Source organism: Streptomyces sp. NPDC048825 (assembly GCF_043198355.1).
GTDB classification, from domain to species: Bacteria; Actinomycetota; Actinomycetes; order Streptomycetales; family Streptomycetaceae; genus Streptomyces; species Streptomyces xiangluensis.
This window is the reverse complement of record NZ_JBICUR010000001.1, coordinates 1,004,270-1,027,231: the sequence shown is the minus strand read 5'-3', so window position 1 is coordinate 1,027,231 and position 22,962 is coordinate 1,004,270. Positions and strand designations below refer to the sequence as shown.

The window sequence follows — 22,962 nt, the reverse complement described above, 5'->3', positions numbered from 1 at the left end:
CCGATAGGGTGGCCCGGTTGTCATACGTAGACGAGCCGCCCAACCACCCCACGGAGACCGTGACTACCACCGCCGCCAGCGCCTCTCATTCGCATCACCTGTCGCCCGCCTTTCCCGGCCGCGCCCCCTGGGGCACCGCCGGCAAACTGCGCGCCTGGCAGCAGGGGGCTATGGAGAAGTACCTCCAGGAGCAGCCGCGTGACTTTCTTGCCGTTGCCACGCCCGGCGCCGGGAAGACGACCTTCGCGCTGACGCTCGCCTCTTGGTTGCTGCACCACCATGTCGTGCAGCAGGTGACGGTGGTCGCGCCGACCGAGCATCTGAAGAAGCAGTGGGCCGAGGCGGCGGCGCGGATAGGGATCAGGCTGGACCCGGAGTACAGCGCGGGGCCGCTCAGCAAGGAGTACCAGGGGGTCGCGGTCACGTACGCCGGTGTGGGCGTACGGCCCATGCTGCACCGCAACCGCGTCGAGCAGCGCAAGACGCTCGTCATCCTCGACGAGATCCACCACGCCGGCGACTCGAAGTCCTGGGGCGAGGCCTGCCTCGAGGCGTTCGAGCCCGCGACCCGCCGCCTCGCGCTCACGGGTACGCCGTTCCGCTCCGACACCAACCCCATCCCCTTCGTGGCGTACGAGGAAGGCAACGACGGGATCCGGCGGTCCGCCGCCGACTACACCTACGGGTACGGCAGCGCGCTCGGCGACGGCGTGGTGCGGCCCGTCATCTTCCTCTCCTACAGCGGCAATATGCGGTGGCGTACGAAGGCGGGGGACGAGATCGCCGCCCGCCTCGGCGAGCCCATGACCAAGGACGCCGTCAGCCAGGCCTGGCGCACCGCCCTCGATCCGCGCGGCGAGTGGATGCCGAGCGTGCTGCGTGCCGCCGATCAGCGGCTCACGGAAGTACGGAAGGGCATCCCGGACGCCGGCGCCCTCGTCATCGCCTCCGACCAGGATTCGGCACGGGCGTACGCCAAGCTGATCCGCGAGATCACGGGCGACAAGGCGACCCTCGTCCTGTCCGACGACACCGGCGCGTCCGAGCGGATCGACGAGTTCAGCCACAGCAACGACCGCTGGATGGTCGCCGTCCGCATGGTGTCCGAGGGCGTGGACGTGCCCCGGCTGGCCGTGGGCGTGTACGCGACCACCATCTCCACGCCGCTCTTCTTCGCGCAGGCCGTCGGCCGCTTCGTACGGTCCCGGCGCCGCGGCGAGACCGCCTCCGTCTTCCTGCCGACCGTCCCCGACCTGCTGACCTTCGCCAACGAGATGGAGGTCGAGCGCGACCACGCCCTCGACAAGCCGAAGAAGGAGGGCGAGGAGGACCCGTACGCCGAATCCGAGAAGGAGATGGAGGAGGCGAACAAGGAGCAGGACGAGGACACCGGCGAGCAGGAGGAGTTCGCCTTCGAGGCGCTGGAGTCCGAGGCCACCTTCGACCGCGTGCTGTACGACGGCGCCGAGTTCGGCATGCAGGCGCACCCGGGCAGCGAGGAGGAGCAGGACTACCTCGGCATCCCGGGCCTCCTCGAACCCGAACAGGTCCAGCTCCTGCTCCAGAAGCGGCAGGCGCGCCAGATCGCGCACAGCCGCAAGAAGCCCGCCGAAGAGGCCGACCTCCTTGAAATCCCCGCCGAGCGCCGGCCGGTGGTCACGCACAAAGAGCTGCTGGAGCTGAGGAAGCAGCTCAACACGATGGTCGGGGCGTACGTCCACCAGAGCGGCAAGCCGCACGGCGTGATCCACACCGAGTTGCGGCGCGTGTGCGGCGGGCCACCGAGCGCTGAGGCGACGGCGGGGCAGTTGAGGCAGCGGATCGCCAAGGTGCAGGAGTGGGCGACCCGTATGCGGTGACAGCACGAGTTCGTGTACGAGGATCAGGGCGCCGGTTCCGTCGTGTACGGAACCGGCGCTCTCGTGTGTGCGGGGGTGTGCGGGGGTGTGCGTGGTGTGCGGGGTGGTGCACAGGGAGTGATGTGCGCCGGGCGTACTAGGACAAACGCAACGACGCTCTTACCGGACACTGACCGGATTCTGGACGGAGTCTTCCGCTGAGCGAACCGGGTCGCTACTGTCCCGCTACGCACACGCCCCGTGGCAGCGCCGCCGCGGAGCGCAGCCGGTGCCCGCCCGGGTAGTCCCCGGGACGCTTGCCGACCGGCGGCCTCTGAAGCGCGTCGCCGTTGGGACCGGTGATGCAACCGCCGCGGAGGGGGCCGTCGACTCTCACCACTAAGGAGTGGGCGTCGTGACCGCGGAGACCTCTCAGACGCTCGACCGAGGACTGCGTGTCCTCAAGTTGCTCGCCGACACCGATCACGGGCTGACCGTCACTGAGCTGTCCAGCAAGCTCGGGGTGAACCGGACCGTTGTGTACCGCCTGCTCGCCACGCTTGAGCAGCATGCGCTCGTACGCCGTGATCTGGGTGGTCGTGCCCGGGTGGGACTCGGGGTGCTGCGGCTGGGGCGGCAGGTGCATCCCTTGGTACGTGAGGCCGCGTTGCCCGCGTTGCGGTCGCTGGCCGAGGACATCGGGGCGACGGCGCATCTCACTCTGGTCGACGGGACGGAAGCACTGGCCGTCGCTGTGGTGGAGCCGACGTGGACGGACTACCACGTGGCGTATCGGGCGGGATTCCGGCATCCGCTGGAACGGGGGGCCGCGGGCAAGGCGATCCTTGCGGCGCGGGCCGCGGCTGGGACTGTGGCGGATCCCGGATACACGCTGACCCACGGGGAGTTGGAGGCCGGCGCGAGTGGTGCGGCTGCGCCGCTGCTCGGGGTGACCGGGGTGGAGGGGAGCGTGGGCGTGGTCATGCTCGCGGATTCCGTCCCGGAGCGGGTGGGGGCGCGGGTTGTGGATGCGGCGAAGGAAGTTGCTGAGGCGTTGCGCTAGCCAGGGGTGGGCGGGGGTGGGTTTTCTTTCCCCAGCCCCGCCCCTTCCCGAAACTGAGGGGTGCGCCCCCAGACCCCCACGGTTCGTATGTCGGCTGCGGGTCAGTCGTGGCTGGTCGCGCCCACGCGGCGGAGCCGCAAATTGATACAGCCCCGCGCCCCTGAAGGGTGCAGCCCCGCCTCCCGCATAGGCCACCCACCAGCCTGCGGCCGGAATTCCCCCTAGCGTTAGATTGATCCCGTGCTCTCTCAGCTCTCGCGCCCCCGAGCCGTTGCCCTCTGTGCTCTGCCCGTCGTGGCTCTGCTGGCCGCGACGGCTTTCGTGCCGTTGCCGTTTGCGGTGGCTCAGCCGGGGATGACGGCGGATGTGCTGGGGGAGAACCGGGGAGAGCCGGTGATCACCATCAGTGGGACGGAGACTCACCGGACGCGTGGGCAGTTGCGGATGACGACCATCGTGGCGACCGGGCCCGATGCGGATGTGCGCCTGCCTGATGTGATCGAGGGGTGGTTCGACACGGAGCGGGCCGTGATGCCGCGGGACTCCGTGTACCCGAGCGGTGACACCGTCAAGGAGATCGAGGAGCACAACGCCAAGACGATGCGGGAGTCCCAGAACACGGCCACCGAGGCCGCGCTGGACTTTCTCGGCGAGGACCCGGACGACATCAAGGTCACCCTGAAGCTCGCCGACGTCGGCGGACCCAGTGCCGGGCTCCTCTTCTCGCTCGGCATAGTCGACAAGCTGGACGGTGACGGCAGCGGCGGCGACCTGACCGGCGGCCGTACGATCGCGGGCACCGGCACCATCGACGCCGACGGCACGGTGGGCGCCGTAGGCGGTGTCGCCCTCAAGACGCAGGCCGCCGAACGCGACGGCGCGACCGTCTTCCTCGTACCGAAGGCCGAGTGCTCGGACGCGGAGTCGGAGCTGCCCAAGGGGCTGCGGCTGATCCCGGTGACGACGCTGAAGGGCACGGTCGAATCCCTCCGCGCCCTGGAGACGGGCACCGGCTCCGTCCCCAGCTGCTGAACCCCACGCTGCTGAACCCACGCTGCTGAACTCCGCGCTGCTGAACTCCGCGCTGCTGAACTCCACCCAATGGAGCGGCCGCACTGCGCGTGGTGAGGAGCCGGTCCTGCGTTAGCGAGGACGCGGAGAGGCGTTCAGAGTGGACACTGGGACGTTTTCGGCGTGACCGAAGGAGTTGCTGTGGGCATCTGCCTGGAGCGGCTGGCGGTGATTCCGTTGGACACCGACGAGGCCGGGAACGCGGCGCTGACCGGGGCCAAGGCGGCCAATCTCGCCCGTGCCGCCGCTGCCGGGCTGCCCGTCCTGCCGGGGTTCGCTCTCGTGCCGGAGGAGTCGGCGGCCGACCTGCCGCACGGACCGTCCGCGGTGCGCGATGCCTGGCGTGGACTGGCCGGCGAGCAGGGGCGGTCCCTGGTCGTACGGTCCTCCTCCGCGCACGAGGACACCGCCGATTCCTCGATGGCCGGTCTCTTCGCGTCCGAACTCGACGTGCGCGGCTGGGACGATTTCATCTCCGCGGTCCAGGCGGTGCTCGACTCGTCCCATCGGAGCCGCGCGCCCGCGCGTGGCGGAGGTGATCCGTCTGCCGGCATGGCGGTGCTGGTCCAGCCCATGCTGCGCACGGCCGTGGGGGGAGTCATGTTCGGCGCGGACCCCGTGGCGGGCCGTGACGACCGCATTCTGGTCAGTGCGGTGCGGGGCGGGCCCGAACAACTGCTGGCCGGTACCGTCCAGGGCGTTCGCTACCAGTTGACCCGCCACGGCAGGCTGGTCGCCACCGAACCGCGCGAACACCGCCGCGACCGGCTGTTGGGACGCCGCCGGACATGGCGCCTCGTGCGGCTGGCCCACCACGCGGAGCGGGTGTTCGGCGAGCCCCAGGACATGGAGTTCGGTTTCGACACCGACAACGCTCTGTGGCTCTTCCAGGCGCGTCCCATCACCGCCATGGCCCTGCGGGCCGCACGCGGTGCCAGGCTGCTGGGCCCCGGCCCGGTCGCCGAGACCTTTCCCGAGGTGCTCCAGCCGCTGGAGGAGGACCTGTGGGTGGCACCGATGTCCCACGGACTGACCCTGGCCCTGGACAGCGCCGGCACCGCCCCGCGCCGGGTCCTGCGCGCGGTGCCGCCAGTCACCACCGTCGACGGGCGTGTGGCGGCGGACCTGAGACTGCTCGGCGCCGTACCCTCCGCGCACCCTGTGCTCGACTTCATCAACCCCATACCCGGCGCCCGGCGTGCCTCGGCGGCGTGGCGGGTGGGCCGGCTGCGGATCGCACTGCCGATGCTGGCGGTGGACCTGATGGCCGATGTCGACCGTGAGCTGACCCAGATGCCGCCCCCGCAGGAGATGCTGTCCGGGCAGATACTGGCCGCCCTGGCCTGGGGCCGCAACGTCCTGTCGTCGCTGCACGCGCAGGAATCCCTCGTGGGCTCTCTGGTCGGTCAGGGCAGCGGGGCCACGGCCGTGGGCGAGGCACTGGCCGTACTCGCCGAGGGGCGAACACGCGGCATCACCGACGTGGAGCTGCTGGCCCGGCACCCCGTGCTGCTGTCCCTGCTGCCGCCCTCGCTCGAGCGGCCGGCCCGGCTGCCGCGCCGTACCGGCTGGACCGGAGCACCGCGTGGCGTCGAGGCGCTGCCCGCCCGTGAGGGGCTGCGGCTGCGCATCCGCTGGGTGCAGGAGATGCAGGCGAGTCTGGTCCGTGAGTACGCGGCCCGTCTGCAAACCGCCGGCCGGCCCGACGTGCTGCGGCAGTTGTCCACGCTGCGCTGGCCGGAGCTGGCCGGGATCCTGGGCGGCGCACCGTGGACGGCTGATGTGGACGAGCGGGGGCTCCGGCCGGACTCGCGACCGCTGCCCGCCGCATTCCGGCTCTCGCAGGAAGGCCGCCCTGTCGCCGAACACATCGGCGGTCGTGGCCGAGGGCGGGCTCGGAGCCGGGATCGCGGCCACCTCACCGGTCAGGGCGCGGGCGGCGGCCTCGGCATCGGCACCGCCTGGCACGGCCGCGGCCCGCGGCCCGGCCATGCGGTCCTGGTGGTACGGACCCTGGATCCCGCCCTTGCCGCCGAGCTTCCCGAGCTGGGCGGACTGGTCGCGGAGACCGGGAGCGTCCTGTCCCACCTCGCTGTGCTCGCCCGTGAGTACAAGGTCCCCACCGTCGTCGGTGTGCCCGACGCCGTCGACCGCTTTCCGCAGGGCACCGAACTGACCGTGGACGGCACCAGCGGCACGGTCGAAACCGTGAGCAAGACCGTGAGCAAGGGTGCCGAAGACGAACCCGTCAGCACGGGAGCGGAAAAGGGCTTCGCGTGAAGTACGTCAGCTACCTGGTGGGAGGCGTGGCCGCGGCAGCGGCGGCGGTCTACCTCTTCGTGTATCTCTACCGCTGGGAGTGGCAGCGTGCCCTGACCAGCGGAATCCTGCTCCTGATCGTCGAAGTCTTTCTCGTGGCCGCCGTCCTGCTCTCCCGGCTCGGCCGCCTGGAACGGCGGCTCGCCGAGACCGAGGCGCGCGCCGAGGAGGTACAGCGGCGGCTGCAGCAGAGCCGCGAAGCCGCACCCGATCGCTTCCGCTGGCTGGACACCCGTCATTTCGACAACAGGAACGGCACGTACGTGTTCGTCCCCGTGCTGATGGCCGCGGGCGCCGCGCTCTCCGTCATCGCCCTGGTCATCCAGAAGATCGCGAGCAGTACGGGCCGCGCGAGGGCGGAGCGGCTGCTGGCGGGCCGCCTGGCGAGCCTCGCCGCCCCGGCCGGTGGCATACGTGGGGACGTCCCGGGCATCGAGGAGCGTCCGGCCGTTCCTCCCAGCCGACCGAGACGCACCCTCTTCAAGGCCGCCGCGGGCGGGGTGTGTACCGCACTGCTCGCCTTCCTCACCTTCTTCCTCGCCGACACGGTCCAGACCCATCCCACGTCGCCTCCTGACTCCGCGGCCAGCACCGTCGTCTTCCATGTCGCGATGCGCAACGCCGACACCGGGCCGGTGCGCGACGGGGCCGCGCGCGACCTCTGGGAGACCTGTCGCCGGTCGACCGCCGGCTCGCGCGAGCACGCGCCACTGTCCAACCTGGGCGATGGGGTGTACGCGGGCGTGATCCGGCCCCCACTGCCCGGCCACGACCTGTTCCGGCTGCGTGGCTGCCTCATGGACATCACCGCGAATCGGGCGACTGCCGTCGTCCTTGGTGAGGGGCAGGTACCACCCACTCCATGAAGACTTTGGTCTGATTAGTACCTTTTGTGCGTTTAATCACATGTCAGGGGTACGCGAACGGTCTCCCGGCTACTGTGAGCGGGACGTTTTCCCACCCAAGGTTCCGCTTCGTGTTGATTTTCCCCGCCTCTCCGGTCGCTCGCATTCATCCGCTCATCCGCAGGACCGCGAAGATCGTGGTTCTCTCCGTCCTCGGTTACGCCGCCGTGTGGCTTGTCGCCACGCTCGGCATGCTCGGCATCCACGCCCTGGCTTCCCAGCAGGGGTCTTCCGGTGTACGCATGGCCGGGATCAACCACTTCCAGGCGGTCGACGACCGCCTTTGGAGGGGATCCGCCCCCCGGGAAGCGGGATATCGCGAGCTCTCGGCACGGGGCGTGAACACCGTCGTCGATCTGCGTGCCGAGAAACTCTCGGCCGCGGCCCTGGCGGTGCCCCGGGATGCCGGGCTGAAGGTCGTGCACATGCCGATCAGGGACGGGCAGACGCCCACCACCGAGCAGGTCGACCGTTTCCTGCGGACCGTGGAGTCGGCGTCCGGTCCGGTGTTCGTGCACTGCGGAGCTGGCGTCGGGCGGACCGGAGCCATGGCCGCGGCGTACGCGGTGCGCATCGGCGACGCGACCTCGGCTCAGGCGGCGCTGCGGAACCTCGCGGTGGGCCCACCCTCGATCGAGCAGGTCTGGTACGCGCTCTCCACCGGCCGCGACGACGATGAGACCGAGCAGCCGCCCGCCGTTGTCGAAGCGATCAGCCGCATCCTCGACGCCCCTCGCCGCATCAACGCCTCGATCTAGCCGTCACTCCCGTCCGTCGCCGTCCCCCGCCGCCTGCTGCACCAGCGGGATGATCCGCAGCGGAACCGCGTTCTCCATGACGATCGCCGTGGAGGCCCGGACGATGCCCTCGAAACCGACGACCCGATCGATCACCCGCTGAAGATCGGCGTTGGAGCGGGCGACGAGACGGCACAGCATGTCGCCGCTGCCCGTCGTCGTGTGCAGCTCCAGGACCTCCGGCACGGTCGCCAAGTGCGCCCGTACGTGCGTGCCCTGACCCTGCCGGATCTGGAGGGTCGCGAACGCCGTGACGGGGTACCCGAGCGCCGCGGGGTCCACCTGGGGACCGAATCCGCGGATGACTCCGTTCGACTGAAGCCGGTCGAGACGGGCCTGGACCGTCCCGCGTGCGACACCGAGCCGCCGGGACGCCTCCAGCACCCCGATCCGCGGCTCCTCGGCCAGCAACACGAGGAGCCGGCCGTCGAGCTGATCGATCCCCATGGAGGCCTCCCCTGGTGGTCATCCTGTACAGAAGTCCCGGTCGTATGGGCCGGTCGCTGCGCATGTTGTCCAGTGAATACGCCAACTATTGCGCACCTTGCGGAACGGAGGGAGCGTATCGCCATGACTGAGACCATCCACCACACCCCTGGTACCGCGCGCGATGCAGACCCGTTCCCGGTCAAGGGAATGGACGCGGTCGTCTTCGCCGTCGGCAACGCCAAGCAGGCGGCGCACTACTACTCCACCGCCTTCGGCATGAAGCTCGTCGCGTACGCCGGACCGGAGAACGGCAGCCGTGAGACCGCCTCGTACGTCCTGACCAACGGCTCGGCGCGCTTCGTCCTCACCTCCGTCATCAAGCCCGCCACCACCTGGGGCCACTTCCTCGCCGAGCATGTGGCCGAGCACGGCGACGGTGTGATCGACCTCGCCATCGAGGTCCCGGACGCGCGCAGGGCGTACGCGTACGCGATCGAGCACGGCGCCCGTTCGGTCGAGGAGCCGTACGAGATGAAGGACGAGCACGGCACCGTCGTCCTCGCGGCGATCGCCACATACGGGCAGACCCGGCACACGCTCGTCGAGCGGACGGGATACGACGGCCCGTATCTGCCCGGCTTCGTGAGCGCCGACCCGATCGTCGAGCCGCCCGCCCACCGCACCTTCCAGGCCATCGACCACTGCGTCGGCAATGTCGAGCTCGGCCGGATGAACGAATGGGTCGGCTTCTACAACAAGGTCATGGGCTTCACGAACATGAAGGAGTTCGTGGGCGACGACATCGCGACCGAGTACAGCGCGCTGATGTCGAAGGTCGTCGCGGACGGCACGCTCAAGGTCAAGTTCCCGATCAACGAGCCCGCCATCGCCAAGAAGAAGTCCCAGATCGACGAGTACCTGGAGTTCTACGGCGGCGCCGGCGTCCAGCACATCGCGCTGAACACGAACGACATCGTCGAGACGGTACGCACCATGCGGGCGGCCGGAGTCCAGTTCCTGGCCACGCCCGACTCGTACTACGACACGCTGGGGGAGTGGGTCGGCGACACCCGCGTCCCCGTCGACACCCTCCGCGAACTGAAGATCCTGGCCGACCGCGACGAGGACGGCTACCTGCTGCAGATCTTCACCAAGCCGGTCCAGGACCGCCCGACCGTCTTCTTCGAGATCATCGAACGCCATGGCTCGATGGGCTTCGGCAAGGGCAACTTCAAGGCCCTGTTCGAGGCGATCGAGCGGGAGCAGGAGAAGCGGGGCAATCTCTGACGTCCGGTTCCAAGGTGCCGGTTCCAAGGTGGCCCGCCTGCCTCCTCGTGCAGGTGGGCTTCACACCGTCGTCCCCGGATGCGACGCTGTGATCATGAGCCGTATCGAAGCCCCTCGTGACGAAGTGACGGGGAACCTCCTCGACCGTCTGCTCGCGGGACTGCCGGCCGAGGCGGTGCTGAGCGACCCGGACGTCACGGTCGCGTACGCCAACGACATGGCCAGCTTCTGCGAGGCCGGGACGCCCGCGGTCGTCGTGCTGCCGCGAACCGTCGAAGAAGTCCAGCACGTCATGCGCATCGCCACCGAGCTGCGCGTCCCGGTCGTCCCGCAGGGCGCCCGCACCGGACTGTCGGGCGGCGCCAACGCCTCCGACGGCTGCATCGTGCTGTCCCTCATCAAGATGGACCGGATCCTCGAGATCAGCCCCGTCGACCGGATCGCCGTCGTCGAACCCGGCGTCATCAACGCCGCGCTGTCCCGCGCGGTGAACGAACACGGCCTCTGCTACCCGCCGGACCCCTCCAGCTGGGAGATGTGCACGATCGGCGGCAACATCGGCACGGCCTCCGGCGGCCTGTGCTGTGTGAAGTACGGGGTCACAGCCGAGTACGTACTCGGCCTGGACGTCGTCCTCGCCGACGGCCGCCTCATGCACACCGGCCGCCGCACGGCCAAGGGCGTCGCCGGGTACGACCTGACCCGCCTGTTCGTGGGCTCGGAGGGTTCGCTCGGCATCGTCGTACGGGCCGTACTGGCGCTCAAGCCGGAGCCGCCGCAGCAGCTGGTGCTGGCCGCCGAGTTCGCCTCCGCGGCCGCCGCCTGTGACGCCGTGTGCCGGATCATGGAGGGCGGGCATGTGCCGTCCCTCCTCGAACTGATGGACCGTACGACGGTGAAGGCCGTCAACGACATGGCGAACATGGGCCTGCCGGAGACCACGGAGTCTCTGCTGCTCGCCGGCTTCGACACCTCGGACCCGGCCGCCGACCTCGCCGCGCTCGGCGCCCTGTGCGAGGCCGCGGGCGCCACCCAGGTCGTCCCGGCCGACGACCTGGCCGAATCCGAACTGCTCCTCCAGGCACGGCGGTTGTCGCTCACCGCGCTCGAAGCGGTCCGGGGCGTGACGATGATCGACGACGTGTGCGTGCCCCGGTCGCGGCTCGGCGACCTGATCGAAGGTGTCGAGCGGATCGCCGAGAAGCACCAGCTGACCATCGGGGTCGTCGCCCACGCCGGCGACGGCAACACCCACCCCACCGTCTGCTTCGACGCCGGCGACCCCGACGAGTCCCGCCGAGCCCGCGAGTCCTTCGACGAGATCATGGCCCTCGGCCTGGAACTGGGCGGCACGATCACCGGTGAACACGGCGTGGGCGTACTGAAGAAGGAATGGCTGGCCCGCGAGATCGGCCCGGTCGGCGTGGAGATGCAGCGCGCGATCAAGACGGCCTTCGACCCGCTGGGCATCCTCAACCCCGGCAAGGTCTTCTGAGTCGCCGTCCGGTAGTTGAAACCGTCCGGTATTCGGGAAGGCGTGGCAGAACCTTGCCCGAACGGGGTAGGTACTGGCGGACCGGACGTGCCCCTTGCTCCGGTCTGATAGATGTGGATCCCCCAAACGACCCCCGAGCAGATACGGGACCGACGGACATGAGCGCCCCAACCCCGGCCCCCGGCGACGACAGGCCCCGCGAAGGGTATTACCCGGATCCGTCCATCCCTGGATATGTCCGGTACTGGAACGGTGCCTCGTGGGTGCCCGGCACCAGCCGACCGGCGCCGTCCGCCGGCGAATCGCTGCCGGCGCCACCCGGTGGCCGCTCGGCCCCGGCCGTCACAGGTCCCGGTACCACGGAGGAGACGGGCCCGCACTTCTTTGACGAGGACCCGCCCGCCGCGGCCCCCTCGCCCGCCGAAGCCCAGCACGGCAGCCGCCCCGAGCCCGCGACCGCGTGGGGCGCCGACCGCTCCCGGCAGACCGGTTTCGGCGGTGAGCAGGACCGCCGGGTCTCCTGGGGATCCCCCGCTGATCCGCGACTGCCGTCCGAGCCGGCCCAGCCGGAGGGCAGGTCCGAACACACCGACGGCACGGTCACGTTCCGCGCGCCCAGGTCCGAGGACCGGGTCGAGGACCGGCCCCGGGACACCCAGGGCGCCCAGGACGCGCAGCCTCCGGCTTCCGGCGGCACGGCGGTGTTCCGCAGGCCCACGGGGCGGGTGCGCCCGGCCGCGGGCTCTCAGGAGGAGCCGTCCGCCTCGCCCCAGGACGCCTCGCACGGATCCGGCTCGCCCAGGCCCAGGGCCGGAGTCTCCGGTGTCCCCAGCGCCCGTAACCCTCTCGCTTCCGAGGGCACGATGGCGTTCCGTGCCGTCACTCCGCGGCAGAGGCAGCTGCGCGACCCTCAGGTCCCGGGCCCGACCGCGGGAGGAACCGCCGTGGGGGGCACGGCTTCAGGAGGCTCGACGACGGGTTCGACCGCGGGAAGCGCGGCCGCCGCCCGCGCGGGCCTCTCCCAGGGCGGCTCCGCCTCGGCGGCCGGCGCCCAGAGCCCCGCCGTACCCGCCCAGTCCACGAATTCCCCAGCCCCTCAGTCCGCCCCCTCCACCCCTTCCACGCCCGAGCAGTCCACCCCCATGGCCGCGGGCGTCGGCGGTGGACAGCCCTCCTGGGCCCAGCAGGTGCACCGCCTCGCCGGAGCCGAGAGCGAACCGCCCGTCGTCCCCTGGAAGCCGGTGTCCGAGGACCCCTTCCAGGCCGCCGCCCGGGCGCAGGCCTCCGCGCGTCCCGCCGGGCTCGGCAAGCGGCTGGCCGCCCGGCTCGTGGACTCGCTCGTACTGGTCGCCGTCACCGGCGCGGCTGCCGTGCCGCTGGGCACCAGGGCCCTCGACCACGTCAACGACAAGATCGACGCGGCCAAGCTGTCCGGCGAGACCGTCACGGTCTGGCTGCTGGACGGCACCACGGGCGCGTACCTCGGCATCGTCCTCGCCGTCCTGCTGCTCTTCGGTGTCCTCTACGAGGCACTGCCCACCGCCAAGTGGGGCCGTACGCTCGGCAAGAAGCTGTGCGGTCTCCAGGTGCGGGACATCGAGGGCGGCGAGCCCCCGTCGTTCGGCGCGGCCCTGCGCCGCTGGCTCGTCTACAGCGTCCCCGGACTCCTCGGCATCGGTGCACTGGGTGTCCTGTGGGGTCTGTTCGACCGCCCGTGGCGCCAGTGCTGGCACGACAAGGCGGCGCACACGTTTGTAGCCGGGTGACCCACGAGCCGACCCACGCACCACCTACCCGCCGACGCACGAGTCAGCCTCTGCGACCGATAGCCCGGACGGCTCCCCGCCCATTGCGCGGCCGGGTGCTTCGCGGTCGACTCGAGACATGACGACCGAGCCGCCGCCTCCCTCGGAGGACGATCCGTTCAAGAAGCGTCAGCCGCCACCCGGCGAGGGCGGCGGCTCTCCGTACGACACCCCGTCGGAGGGCTCGGAAGGCGGGGGCACCACACCCCCGCCGTACGCGGGCGACCCCTACGGCGGCGGCCCGTACGGCAACGAGCCCCTCGCCGGGATGCCGCCCCTCGGCGACAGCCCCAAGCGCGTACTGGCGCGGCTCATCGACATGATCCTGGTGGGTGCCGTGTCGTGGCTGCTGGCATGGGCGTTCGGTGCCACCGACTACGACACGGACGGCGGCACCGTCGAGTACAGCGAGTCCATCGGCCAGTCCCTGATCGCCGCGGTGCTCTACGTCGCGTACGACACCGTCCTGACCGCCAGGGACGGGCAGACCCTCGGCAAGAAGCTGTTCAACATGCGGGTGGCGAACCTCGACGACGGCTCGACGCCCTCCTGGCAGAACGCGTTGATCCGCGCGCTGATCCTTTGGCTGCCGTTCGCGTTCTGCTGCGCGTGCATCTGGACCGCGATCACGGGTGGCTGGAGCTTCTTCGACAAGCCCTACAAGCAGGGCCTGCACGACAAGCCGGCGAAGACCGTGGTGGTCAGCACCGGCTGAACCAGTCGAGCGGCGCGGTCAGCGCCGGCTGCCGCTGGCCACCGGAACGGATTCGGCGACACGCTCCGGGGCGGCGGACGCAGCGACCGGCGTCGGCTTCTTCGGGACGGGCACCGTCATGGCCACGAGGAGACCGAGGGCGAGGGCGGAGAGTGCGACCACCGCGATTCCCGGGCCCGAATTCGTCTGTGACAGCAGCAGCATGGCGAGGGTGGAGAAGATCACGGTGCAGGAGCCGTAGGCGAGCTGTGCGGCGGTCGGACGAGGCATGAGCGTTCCTCGGGTCGGGGGTCTCCCCCCGTGCCTCTCGCCAAGGGGGAGGATGCGGATACGAATCAGGGGGCGACAACAACGGTGTCGACTTGGCAATCCGCTGATCTCCAGCGCGCCGCCAGCCGACTCTATTCCGCTGTCTGCCCGAGTGGAACGAGCGGTAAGCGTGACCTAACCCACGGTGCCGGTGCACAGGGGGCGCACGGAATCATGGAGTCCACCAACTGGACGGTGCGGCGCGCCGGTTGAGCGGTACACCAACCTCGTGGTGCTCCGCACCGGCTAACTGACACCGACGCCAAGATCGCGATCGTGCAGGAGCCCTGCGATGGCTTGACGATCACGGTGAAGGTCTCGGCTGCGGCGAATTGAACCACATTCTCGCAGGTCAAAGCTTGATCGATCGTGACCCTCTGGCGGGTCGCGGCCGATCGTGTTTAGGTGCGTCCTGTGGCTCTCTTATTGACACTGTTTCTCACGGGGGTGTGATGTGGCCGCAGGAGGTTTCTGCAAGCTGCCGAACGGCAGTGTGGTGGTGGCGTTGAACCTGCCCACCCCCTCCGCCATGGGCGGCACCGGTTGCGTGCGCATCCTCGTGCACGCACAGAACCGGGCCCGCGCGCTGACGCGGGTGCGCAACCTGGGCATGCGGGCGGTCTACCTGCGCGGCAACGCCGAGCCGCCGACCCCGGACGAAATCACCGCGGTCCTGCACCATCCCGACGGCCTCATATGGCGCACACCCCCCGGCGGCGACACCACCGCCACCGCCACGGAGCTGTGGCGCCCGATCCGGGCCCTGAAGCGGCGTACGGCCCCTCCCGGCCAGCCTTCCAAGCCCGCTGCTTCCAAGGCTGCGAAACCGGCTAAACCACGGGCTTCCCGGTGAGCTCCACACCCGCCTCGCGCAGCTCCTCCAGGGCCCGCTCGGTGGTCTCCTCGGCCACACCGGCCGTGAGGTCGAGCAGTACGTTCGCACGGAAGCCCTCGCGGGCCGCGTCCAGCGCGGTGGCGCGGACGCAGTGGTCGGTGGCGATGCCGACCACGTCGACCTCGGTGATCTGGCGGGTGCGCAGCCAGTCCGCCAGCGTGACGCCGTTCTCGTCGGCGCCCTCGAAGCCGCTGTACGCCGCGGCGTAGGCCCCCTTGTCGAAGACCGCGTCGATCGCGCCGGATGCGACCGCCGGGGCGAAGTTCGGGTGGAAGCCCACGCCCTCCGTGCCCGCCACGCAGTGCTTGGGCCAGGAGTGGACGTAGTCGGGGTTCTCGGAGAAGTGGTCGCCCGGGTTGACGTGGTGGTCACGCGTGGCCACGACATGGCGGTAGCCGGCGGGCGCCTGCCCGATCAGCTCCGTGATCGCGGCGGCCACATCGGCCCCTCCGGGCACCGCGAGGCTGCCTCCCTCGCAGAAGTCGTTCTGCACGTCGACGACGATCAGTGCGCGGCGCATGGTCGGTGTCCTTCCCCCTTGAGGGGCGCTGATGTTGCGGTTGCCTTGCCCGTTCCCCGCTTGTTCATGCCCCCACGGGGAAAGGCTGTCCGGAGCTGATTCCTGGGTACCCCGGTCCGGAGCTCCGCTCCCGACAGACGTAAACGGGCGTACCCGGGCGCACGTATCGGGCGTACGCGGGCGTGCTCAGACGTATTCCGTCGGGATCACCGCCTCCCCGCGGGACAGCTGGGTCGCGGACAGCGGCAGGTTGGCGCGGGCAGCCGCATGCCGGTCGCGTACGACGTCCAGGGGCTCGCGGGCGACGACCTCACCGCCCTTTATCAGCTCGACAAGCAGCTGACGGTCGGCCAGCTCCGCCGGGACGGCCCCCGTGCCGATCACCTCGGCGTCGGCGACCCCCTCCTCGTCGAGCCGCCGCGCGGCCCACTTCCGGCCGCCGATGGACGTCTTGCCGCCCGTCGACTTCTTCGCCACCGGCACGAGCGGAGCCTTCGGATCCGCCGACTCGGCACGGGCGACCAGTTTGTAGACCATCGAACTCGTCGGATGGCCGGATCCCGTCACCAGCTGGGTGCCCACTCCGTACGCGTCCACGGGGGCCGCGGCCAGCGAGGCGATCGCGTACTCGTCCAGGTCCGAGGTGACGACGATCTTCGTGTCGGTGGCGCCCAGCTCGTCGAGCTGCTGCCGCACCCGGTGCGCCACGAGCAGCAGGTCACCGGAGTCGATGCGTACGGCGCCCAGCTCGGGCCCGGCGATCTCGACAGCCGTCCGTACGGCCTCGGCGACGTCGTACGTGTCCACCAGCAGCGTCGTGCCCCGGCCCAGCGAGTGCACCTGGGCCTGGAAGGCGTCCCGCTCGCTGTCGTGCAACAGCGTGAAGGCGTGGGCGCTGGTGCCGACGGTGGGGATGCCGTAGCGGAAGCCCGCGGCCAGGTCCGAGGTCGTCGTGAAGCCGCCGACGTACGCCGCGCGTGAGGCGGCCACGGCGGCCAGCTCATGGGTGCGCCGGGCGCCCATCTCGATCAGTGGCCGCTCGCCCGCGGCCGAGGCCATTCGGGAGGCGGCGGCAGCGATCGCCGAGTCGTGGTTGAGGATCGACAGGATCACCGTCTCCAGGAGCACGCACTCCGCGAACGTGCCCTCCACGCGCAGGATCGGCGAGCCGGGGAAGTAGACCTCACCCTCGGGATAGCCCCAGACATCGCCACTGAAGCGGTACGAGGACAGCCACTCGAGGGTCGGCTCGTCCACGACGCGGCGCTCGCGCAGGAAACCGAGGACGTCCGCGTCGAACCGGAAGTTCTCGACCGCGTCCAGCACCCGCCCGGTGCCCGCGACGACCCCGTAGCGCCGTCCCTCCGGCAGCCGGCGCGTGAAGACCTCGAAGACCGAACGGCGCCCGGCGGTGCCGCCCTCGAGGGCGCCCTGCAGCATGGTCAGCTCGTAGTGATCCGTGAAGAGTGCCGTCGATGGCACATCCACCGGCAGCCCCAGGTCCGCTACATCCACGAAAGCTCTCCTCGACATGACTCTCCGGTGTCCCCGGGCCGGCCGGGGGTCCGGGGTCGTCCCCCGGTGTATGCGGCATGGCAACGGATGATACCGCCAATCTCGTCACTCTGACGATTTCTGGGGCTCGCGGTTCTGGAGGGGCCGTTTGGCCGCCTACCCCCCTCTGGTGGCAGCATGGGCCATGTGACGGCTCCCGCACCTCTAGAGATCGAAAAGACCGAGTCGGCGGAGGAGGTCTCCGCCGTACCAGAGCCGGACGTCCCCTGGGTCACCATCGTCCACAACGACCCGGTCAACCTCATGAGCTATGTGACGTACGTTTTCCAGACGTACTTCGGTTACTCGAAGGACAAGGCCACCAAGCTCATGCTCGACGTCCACCACAAGGGCCGTGCCGTCGTCTCCAGCGGGTCCCGCGAGGAGATGGAGCGCGATGTGCAGGCCATGCACGGTTACGGCCTGTGGGCCACCCTCCAGCAGGACCGGAAGTAGCGAACTCACTCCATGCCAGGACAATTCGAACCGCTCCCCGGCGGCGGCGCGGCCGTCGCCCTCGACGAGGTCGAGATCTCCATCATCCGCTCCCTGGCGGTTCAGCTCCTGGAGCTCATCGGTCCCGGACCCGCGGAGGACGCCACCGAGGACCCGCTCGCCGAACTGTTCTCCGAGGGTCCCAGCGAGCCGCCCGCCGACCCCGTACTGCAACGCCTCTTCCCCGACGCCTACAGCGGGCCCGACGTCGAGGCCGCCTCGGCCGAGCAGGCCGAGGAGCAGCGCCAGTACTCAGCGGAGTTCCGCCGCTTCACCGAGAACGACCTGCGCGCGGGCAAACGGGACAACGCCCTTGCGGTGATCCGCTCCCTGGACGCGCTCGCCTCGGCCGGCGAGGGCGGGGCGGTGCTCAAGCTGTCGACGGAGGAGTCCCAGCAGTGGCTGGGCGCTCTGAACGACCTGCGGCTCGCGATCGGCTCCCGGCTCGACGTCGTCGACGAGGAGGACACCGACCTCCTCTACCGGCTGCCGGACGACGATCCGCGCAAGCCGATGGTGATGGCGTATCTCTGGCTGGGCGGGCTCCAGGAGGCGCTCGTCGAAACGCTCATGCCCTGAGGCGTGGCGGGTATATGCCCGGAGATGTGATGATTTTGTGTTCGCTCAGCGGACGCTCAAATCCGGATAACGATCACGTCACCATGCTCGACACCTATGCCTTCCCAGGTGAGCTTTGCCCGCTTCTCCGTGTGTGCTGCGTCACATGATGTACAGGTGATCAAAGTGGCGGCCGTGATAAATCTTCACGACCGCGCGGCGGACACCACCTGTACGTCTGGAGAAAGGCGCACCACTCATGACCTCAGCGCAGGTCGACACTGAGCACGTAGCCGAGGAGGGGTACGAACGCGGGCTCGGCAGCCGTCAGGTCCAGATGATCGCGATCGGCGGCGCCATCGGCGTCGGGCTCTTCCTCAACGCCGGGGCGAACATCGCCAAGGCGGGACCGAGCCTCATCCTGATGTACGCCGTCGCCGGCGTCATCATCTTCTTCATCATGCGGGCCCTCGGCGAGCTGCTGCTCTACCGCCCGGTCTCGGGCTCCTTCGCGGAGTACTCCCGCGAGTTCCTCGGCCCGTTCTTCGGCTATTTCACCGGCTGGACGTACTGGCTGCTGTGGGTCGTCACCGGCATGGCGGAGCTGACCGCCGCCGCGATCTACATCAACTACTGGTTCCCGGAGATCCCGCAGTGGGTCTCCGCGCTCGTCTTCCTGGTCGTGCTGTTCGTGGCGAACCTGATCTCGGTGAAACTGTTCGGCGAGATCGAGTTCTGGTTCTCCATGATCAAGGTCACCGCGATCATCGGCATGATCGTGATCGGCCTCGGCGTCCTCACCTTCGGCTTCAGCGCCGCCGGCGACACCGCAGCCGTCTCCAACCTCTGGGCCTTCGACGGCTTCTTCCCCAAGGGAATCGGCTCGTCCCTGATGACCCTCCAGGGCGTGATGTTCGCCTACCTCGCCGTCGAACTGGTCGGCGTCACCGCCGGTGAGTCCGAGAACCCCGAGAAGACCCTTCCCAAGGCGATCAACACCCTGCCCTGGCGCATCGCGCTGTTCTACGTCGGTGCCCTCACCGTCATCCTGTGCGTGGTGAAGTGGACGGAATTCGCGGAGGGCGTCAGCCCCTTCGTGAAGGCCTTCGCGGTGATCGGCATCCCGGCGGGCGCCGGCATCGTCAACTTCGTGGTCCTCACGGCCGCCCTGTCGTCCTGCAACTCCGGCATGTACTCCACGGGCCGCATGCTGCGCACCCTGGCCGACAGCGGCGAGGCCCCCAAGGCCTTCAACAAGCTGTCCGCCAGCAAGACGCCCGCGTTCGCGATCGGGCTCTCCGTGCTCTTCATGGGCATCGGTGTCGTCCTGAACTACATCGTCCCGGAGAAGGCCTTCGAGTACGTCGTCTCCGTCGCCACCGGGGCCGGCATCTGGACCTGGCTGATGATCCTGATCAGCCACGTCCGCTACCGCCGCGCGGTCGACGCGGGCCGGCTGCCCGCCTCCTCCTTCCCGGCGCCGGGCGGTGCGACGGGCAGCTGGATCGCCATCGTCTTCCTCCTCTTCGTCACCGGCCTCATCGCCTACGACCACGAGGCCCGCGTCAGCCTCTACGTCATGGCCGGCTGGGCGGCCGCCCTCGGTATCGGCTGGCTCGTGCTGAAGTCCCGCAACCCGGAGGTCACCGCGCGCCGCGACCCGGAGCCCGAAAAGACCAAGGTCGGCTGAACTGCCGCCCAGCATGTGAGCAGCCCTGTACCACTCCTCGGTACGGGGCTGCTCTGTTGCTTATCCTGACCGACATGCTCACCATCACCCAGGCCCTCGTCGACCAGATCGTCGCGCACGCGCGCCAGGACCACCCCGACGAGGCGTGCGGCGTCGTCGCGGGCCCGGCGGGCTCGGACCGCCCCGAGCGGTTCGTCCCGATGCTCAACGCCGCCCGCTCGCCCACCTTCTACGAGTTCGACTCCGGCGATCTGCTCAAGCTGTACCGCGAAATGGACGACCGCGGCGAGGAGCCGGTCGTCATCTACCACTCCCACACGGCCACCGAGGCATACCCGTCCCGCACCGACATCTCGTACGCCAATGAGCCCGGCGCCCACTACGTGCTGGTGTCCACCGCCGACACCGACGGCCTCGGCGACTTCCAGTTCCGCTCGTACCGGATCGTGGAGGGCGAGGTCACGGAGGAGGAGGTCAAGGTCGTGGATACCTACTGATCCCGCGATGCGGGCAGAAATCATCCACAATGTGAGATCACATTCCAGGACCCGGACCGGGAATCGATACGATGAGCCCATGGTTTTCCATGACGTGAGCGACAAGACGCCGGGCATGCTGCTCGTGGCGCGGCTGCACGTCGACCTGTGCAGGCTCGCCAGCGCCATCTGTTGATGCCGCCTGCCGCCGTACGGCCGTGAGCCGCGGCGCGGTTATTGCGTACCACCTTGCTCTTCCGCGCTGTCGCGCGCCCACCGACCTGACTTCTTCCGACAGGAGCCCGCAACCATGGCCATCGAGGTCCGCATCCCCACCATCCTCCGCCAGTACACCGACGGTCAGAAGGCGGTGGACGGCACTGGGGACACCCTCGCCGATCTGTTCACCGACCTCGAAAGCCGCCACTCGGGCATCCAGGCTCGCATCGTTGACGGCGGCGAGCTGCGCCGCTTCGTGAACGTCTACCTCAACGACGAGGACGTCCGCTTCCTCGACGGCATCAACACCAAGCTGACCGACGGCGACAACGTGACGATTCTGCCGGCCGTAGCCGGCGGCATGGTCTGACCGGGCTCTGATCCCTGATGCGCTACGACTCCCCGCTGGCCGCGGTGGGCAACACCCCCCTGGTGCGCCTGCCGCGGCTCTCGCCGTCCGCCGACGTCCGCATCTGGGCGAAACTGGAGGACCGCAACCCGACGGGTTCGGTCAAGGACCGTCCCGCCCTGCACATGATCGAGCAGGCGGAGAAGGACGGCCGCCTCACGCCCGGCTGCACGATCCTGGAACCCACGAGCGGCAACACCGGCATCTCCCTGGCCATGGCCGCCAAGCTCAAGGGCTACCGCATCGTGTGCGTCATGCCCGAGAACACCTCGCAGGAGCGGCGGGATCTGCTGGCCATGTGGGGCGCCGAGATCACCCCGTCCCCCGCGGCCGGGGGCTCCAACACGGCCGTACGCGTCGCCAAGGAGCTGTCGGCCGAGCACCCGGACTGGGTGATGCTCTACCAGTACGGCAACCCGGACAACGCGGGCGCCCACTACGCGACGACCGGCCCCGAGATCCTCGCCGACCTCCCCTCCGTGACCCACTTCGTGGCGGGCCTCGGCACGACCGGCACGCTGATGGGCGTCGGCCGCTACCTCCGCGAACACAAGCCGGACGTCAAGATCGTCGCGGCCGAACCGCGCTACGACGACCTCGTGTACGGGCTCCGGAACCTCGACGAGGGCTTCGTCCCCGAGCTGTACGACGCCTCCGTCCTGACCACGCGCTTCTCGGTCGGCTCCGCCGACGCGGTGACGCGCACGCGCGAGCTGCTGCAGCAGGAGGGGATCTTCGCGGGCGTCTCCACGGGGGCCGCGCTGCACGCCGCGATCGGTGTGGGCAAGAAGGCGGTGAAGGCCGGCGAGACCGCCGACATCGTCTTCGTCGTCGCCGACGGCGGTTGGAAGTACCTGTCGACGGGCGTCTACACGGCCGCGACGACGGAGGAGGCCATCGAGAGGCTGCAGGGGCAACTCTGGGCGTAGGGGTGCGCTGGGGGGTTGTTTCGCCCCCGCCGCCCCTACCCGTCCCATCCCGGGGCCAGCCCCCGGACCCCCGCTCCTCACACTCCCCCAGCTACCGCTGGGGGGACCCCCAAGGGGCTGATTTTCCGCGGCCGAACTTTGTCGGCGCAGGCCCGCATCCATCAGCCCGTCCGGCGATTGAGGACGAGGCCGTTCAGGCCGATGGGGGTCTGGGGGCGCAGCCCCCAGCGGGGTCCAGGGGCGGAGCCCCTTGGTATGGGACGGGCAAGGGCGGCGGGGGCGAACCACCCCCGAACCAGTGACTCCGCAGGTGAGTTCGCCCACAAGACCCCCTTACGGAGGAGCGACCGGAGGTTTTGCGCCTTACGCTCGACGGACCGCACGACCCCCGTCTTCACTCCCCGCCAGCGGAGGTTTCTGCTTTATGAAGCTCACCGTCGTCGGCTGCTCGGGGTCGTTCCCGTCCGCGGAATCGGCCTGCTCGAGCTACCTCGTCGAGGCCGACGGCTTCCGGCTGCTCCTCGACATGGGCAACGGTGCCCTTGGCGAGCTGCAGCGCCACTGCGGTCTCTACGACCTCGACGCGATCTACCTCAGCCATCTGCACGCCGACCACTGCATCGACATGTGTGCCTACTTCGTGGCGCGTTACTACCGGCACGACGGCGGCCGAGCCGCCCCCATCCCGGTCTACGGACCCGAGGGCACCGAGCACCGCCTCACCACTGCCTACGCCGACACCCCCAGCGCCTCCTCCATGAGCGAGGTCTTCGACTTCCACACGGTCAAGCCGGGCTCCTTCGAGATCGGCCCGTTCTCGGTTCACACGGAGAAGGTGAGCCACCCGGTGGAGGCGTACGGCATCCGCATCGAGCACGGCGGCCGGACGCTCACGTACTCCGGGGACACGGGCGTATGCGACCCGCTCGTCGAACTCGCCCGGGACGCCGATCTGTTCCTGTGCGAGGCCGCGTTCACTCACGGCAAGGAGTGCATCCCGGACCTGCACCTCAACGGCCGCGAGGCGGGCGAGATCGCCGCCCGCGCCGCCGCCCGTCGCCTCGTCCTCACCCACATCCCGCCGTGGACGGACCCCCAGGTCAACCTCGCGGACGCCCGCGAGACGTACACGGGCCCGGTGGAACTGGCGGCGCCGCGAGTGACGTACGAGATCTAGCCCCTCC

General features: G+C 69.7%; 22 protein-coding genes and 1 pseudogene. 19 read left to right on the top strand and 4 right to left on the bottom strand.

Features of this window, described 5'->3' with window-relative positions:
- The first annotated feature begins 59 nt into the window (after positions 1-59).
- From ACGFNK_RS04780 to ACGFNK_RS04755, 6 genes are all read left to right on the top strand, one after another.
- Positions 60-1,859, top strand: a complete 1,800-nt coding sequence (locus tag ACGFNK_RS04780) for a DEAD/DEAH box helicase (protein WP_393411942.1) — start codon at positions 60-62, stop codon at positions 1,857-1,859.
- A gap of 394 nt (positions 1,860-2,253) precedes the next feature.
- The gene (locus ACGFNK_RS04775; protein ID WP_386352186.1) at positions 2,254-2,901 is read left to right on the top strand and encodes an IclR family transcriptional regulator; all 648 of its coding nucleotides are present in this window, start codon (positions 2,254-2,256) and stop codon (positions 2,899-2,901) included.
- Between the two features lie 240 nt (positions 2,902-3,141).
- A complete protein-coding gene (locus ACGFNK_RS04770) occupies positions 3,142-3,933 on the top strand; it encodes a S16 family serine protease (RefSeq protein WP_393411940.1) in 792 nt (263 codons plus the stop codon).
- A 162-nt stretch (positions 3,934-4,095) separates the two neighbouring features.
- Complete coding sequence (locus ACGFNK_RS04765) at positions 4,096-6,252, top strand: PEP/pyruvate-binding domain-containing protein (RefSeq protein ID WP_393411938.1); 2,157 nt, start codon at positions 4,096-4,098, stop codon at positions 6,250-6,252.
- A complete protein-coding gene (locus tag ACGFNK_RS04760; RefSeq protein WP_393411936.1) occupies positions 6,249-7,157 on the top strand; it encodes a hypothetical protein in 909 nt (302 codons plus the stop codon). The genes ACGFNK_RS04765 and ACGFNK_RS04760 overlap by 4 nt, the downstream gene beginning before the upstream one ends.
- 110 nt (positions 7,158-7,267) lie before the next feature.
- Positions 7,268-7,954, top strand: a complete 687-nt coding sequence (locus ACGFNK_RS04755) for a dual specificity protein phosphatase family protein (RefSeq protein WP_393411934.1) — start codon at positions 7,268-7,270, stop codon at positions 7,952-7,954.
- Positions 7,955-7,957: 3 nt separating this feature from the next.
- Here ACGFNK_RS04755 and ACGFNK_RS04750 read toward each other — a convergent pair whose 3' ends face one another.
- The gene (locus ACGFNK_RS04750; protein WP_393411932.1) at positions 7,958-8,440 is read right to left on the bottom strand and encodes an Lrp/AsnC family transcriptional regulator; all 483 of its coding nucleotides are present in this window, start codon (positions 8,438-8,440) and stop codon (positions 7,958-7,960) included.
- A gap of 123 nt (positions 8,441-8,563) precedes the next feature.
- On the opposite strand from ACGFNK_RS04750, the gene hppD reads away from it, so the two are divergent.
- The 4 genes from hppD to ACGFNK_RS04730 all read left to right on the top strand — a co-directional run bounded on the left by hppD (position 8,564) and on the right by ACGFNK_RS04730 (position 13,724).
- Positions 8,564-9,709, top strand: a complete 1,146-nt coding sequence (gene hppD / locus ACGFNK_RS04745; protein WP_393411930.1) for a 4-hydroxyphenylpyruvate dioxygenase — start codon at positions 8,564-8,566, stop codon at positions 9,707-9,709.
- An 88-nt stretch (positions 9,710-9,797) separates the two neighbouring features.
- Positions 9,798-11,204 carry an FAD-binding oxidoreductase gene (locus ACGFNK_RS04740; protein WP_393411928.1) on the top strand — a complete coding sequence of 469 codons (1,407 nt, stop codon included), beginning with the start codon at positions 9,798-9,800 and terminating at the stop codon, positions 11,202-11,204.
- A gap of 158 nt (positions 11,205-11,362) precedes the next feature.
- The gene (locus tag ACGFNK_RS04735; protein ID WP_393411926.1) at positions 11,363-12,970 is read left to right on the top strand and encodes an RDD family protein; all 1,608 of its coding nucleotides are present in this window, start codon (positions 11,363-11,365) and stop codon (positions 12,968-12,970) included.
- Between the two features lie 118 nt (positions 12,971-13,088).
- Complete coding sequence (locus ACGFNK_RS04730) at positions 13,089-13,724, top strand: RDD family protein (RefSeq protein ID WP_393411924.1); 636 nt, start codon at positions 13,089-13,091, stop codon at positions 13,722-13,724.
- Between the two features lie 18 nt (positions 13,725-13,742).
- Here ACGFNK_RS04730 and ACGFNK_RS04725 read toward each other — a convergent pair whose 3' ends face one another.
- A complete protein-coding gene (locus ACGFNK_RS04725; RefSeq protein WP_386352205.1) occupies positions 13,743-13,994 on the bottom strand; it encodes a hypothetical protein in 252 nt (83 codons plus the stop codon).
- A gap of 493 nt (positions 13,995-14,487) precedes the next feature.
- Here ACGFNK_RS04725 and ACGFNK_RS04720 point away from each other — a divergent pair.
- Positions 14,488-14,814 (top strand): annotated as a pseudogene (locus tag ACGFNK_RS04720) (hypothetical protein); the annotation flags it as partial.
- Positions 14,815-14,863: 49 nt separating this feature from the next.
- Here the strand turns inward: ACGFNK_RS04720 and ACGFNK_RS04715 are convergent.
- Together ACGFNK_RS04715 and ACGFNK_RS04710 are read right to left on the bottom strand one after the other, a co-directional pair.
- On the bottom strand, positions 14,864-15,448 hold the full coding sequence (locus ACGFNK_RS04715; RefSeq protein WP_386352208.1) for a nicotinamidase: 585 nt from the start codon (positions 15,446-15,448) through the stop codon (positions 14,864-14,866).
- A 186-nt stretch (positions 15,449-15,634) separates the two neighbouring features.
- Positions 15,635-16,963 carry a nicotinate phosphoribosyltransferase gene (locus tag ACGFNK_RS04710; RefSeq protein ID WP_393411921.1) on the bottom strand — a complete coding sequence of 443 codons (1,329 nt, stop codon included), beginning with the start codon at positions 16,961-16,963 and terminating at the stop codon, positions 15,635-15,637.
- Between the two features lie 177 nt (positions 16,964-17,140).
- Between ACGFNK_RS04710 and clpS the strand changes: the two genes are divergently transcribed.
- From clpS to ACGFNK_RS04670, 8 genes are all read left to right on the top strand, one after another.
- Positions 17,141-17,458, top strand: a complete 318-nt coding sequence (gene clpS / locus ACGFNK_RS04705; RefSeq protein ID WP_328771263.1) for an ATP-dependent Clp protease adapter ClpS — start codon at positions 17,141-17,143, stop codon at positions 17,456-17,458.
- A 12-nt stretch (positions 17,459-17,470) separates the two neighbouring features.
- Positions 17,471-18,076: a DUF2017 domain-containing protein gene (locus ACGFNK_RS04700; RefSeq protein ID WP_393411919.1), complete on the top strand. Its 606-nt coding sequence runs from the start codon at positions 17,471-17,473 to the stop codon at positions 18,074-18,076.
- A 238-nt stretch (positions 18,077-18,314) separates the two neighbouring features.
- On the top strand, positions 18,315-19,745 hold the full coding sequence (locus tag ACGFNK_RS04695; RefSeq protein ID WP_393411917.1) for an amino acid permease: 1,431 nt from the start codon (positions 18,315-18,317) through the stop codon (positions 19,743-19,745).
- A gap of 74 nt (positions 19,746-19,819) precedes the next feature.
- Entirely contained in the window at positions 19,820-20,242 is a 423-nt protein-coding gene (locus tag ACGFNK_RS04690) for a Mov34/MPN/PAD-1 family protein (RefSeq protein WP_393411915.1), read from the top strand.
- A gap of 79 nt (positions 20,243-20,321) precedes the next feature.
- The gene (locus tag ACGFNK_RS04685; RefSeq protein WP_020270288.1) at positions 20,322-20,417 is read left to right on the top strand and encodes a putative leader peptide; all 96 of its coding nucleotides are present in this window, start codon (positions 20,322-20,324) and stop codon (positions 20,415-20,417) included.
- Between the two features lie 114 nt (positions 20,418-20,531).
- On the top strand, positions 20,532-20,810 hold the full coding sequence (locus ACGFNK_RS04680; RefSeq protein WP_386352223.1) for a MoaD/ThiS family protein: 279 nt from the start codon (positions 20,532-20,534) through the stop codon (positions 20,808-20,810).
- Between the two features lie 17 nt (positions 20,811-20,827).
- Positions 20,828-21,778, top strand: a complete 951-nt coding sequence (locus ACGFNK_RS04675; RefSeq protein ID WP_393411913.1) for a PLP-dependent cysteine synthase family protein — start codon at positions 20,828-20,830, stop codon at positions 21,776-21,778.
- A 424-nt stretch (positions 21,779-22,202) separates the two neighbouring features.
- The gene (locus ACGFNK_RS04670; RefSeq protein ID WP_393411911.1) at positions 22,203-22,955 is read left to right on the top strand and encodes an MBL fold metallo-hydrolase; all 753 of its coding nucleotides are present in this window, start codon (positions 22,203-22,205) and stop codon (positions 22,953-22,955) included.
- Positions 22,956-22,962: the final 7 nt, after the last annotated feature.

What these genes read in the sequence shown, in the direction of transcription:
- ACGFNK_RS04750 (WP_393411932.1), bottom strand. Translation starts at nt 8,440, where the DNA reads ATGGGGATCGATCAGCTCGACGGCCGGCTCCTCGTGTTGCTGGCCGAG.
- hppD (WP_393411930.1), top strand. Translation starts at nt 8,564, where the DNA reads ATGACTGAGACCATCCACCACACCCCTGGTACCGCGCGCGATGCAGAC.
- ACGFNK_RS04735 (WP_393411926.1), top strand. Translation starts at nt 11,363, where the DNA reads ATGAGCGCCCCAACCCCGGCCCCCGGCGACGACAGGCCCCGCGAAGGG.
- ACGFNK_RS04730 (WP_393411924.1), top strand. Translation starts at nt 13,089, where the DNA reads ATGACGACCGAGCCGCCGCCTCCCTCGGAGGACGATCCGTTCAAGAAG.
- ACGFNK_RS04725 (WP_386352205.1), bottom strand. Translation starts at nt 13,994, where the DNA reads ATGCCTCGTCCGACCGCCGCACAGCTCGCCTACGGCTCCTGCACCGTG.
- ACGFNK_RS04715 (WP_386352208.1), bottom strand. Translation starts at nt 15,448, where the DNA reads ATGCGCCGCGCACTGATCGTCGTCGACGTGCAGAACGACTTCTGCGAG.
- clpS (WP_328771263.1), top strand. Translation starts at nt 17,141, where the DNA reads ATGGGCCATGTGACGGCTCCCGCACCTCTAGAGATCGAAAAGACCGAG.
- ACGFNK_RS04700 (WP_393411919.1), top strand. Translation starts at nt 17,471, where the DNA reads ATGCCAGGACAATTCGAACCGCTCCCCGGCGGCGGCGCGGCCGTCGCC.
- ACGFNK_RS04695 (WP_393411917.1), top strand. Translation starts at nt 18,315, where the DNA reads ATGACCTCAGCGCAGGTCGACACTGAGCACGTAGCCGAGGAGGGGTAC.
- ACGFNK_RS04690 (WP_393411915.1), top strand. Translation starts at nt 19,820, where the DNA reads ATGCTCACCATCACCCAGGCCCTCGTCGACCAGATCGTCGCGCACGCG.
- ACGFNK_RS04685 (WP_020270288.1), top strand. Translation starts at nt 20,322, where the DNA reads ATGGTTTTCCATGACGTGAGCGACAAGACGCCGGGCATGCTGCTCGTG.
- ACGFNK_RS04680 (WP_386352223.1), top strand. Translation starts at nt 20,532, where the DNA reads ATGGCCATCGAGGTCCGCATCCCCACCATCCTCCGCCAGTACACCGAC.
- ACGFNK_RS04675 (WP_393411913.1), top strand. Translation starts at nt 20,828, where the DNA reads ATGCGCTACGACTCCCCGCTGGCCGCGGTGGGCAACACCCCCCTGGTG.
- ACGFNK_RS04670 (WP_393411911.1), top strand. Translation starts at nt 22,203, where the DNA reads ATGAAGCTCACCGTCGTCGGCTGCTCGGGGTCGTTCCCGTCCGCGGAA.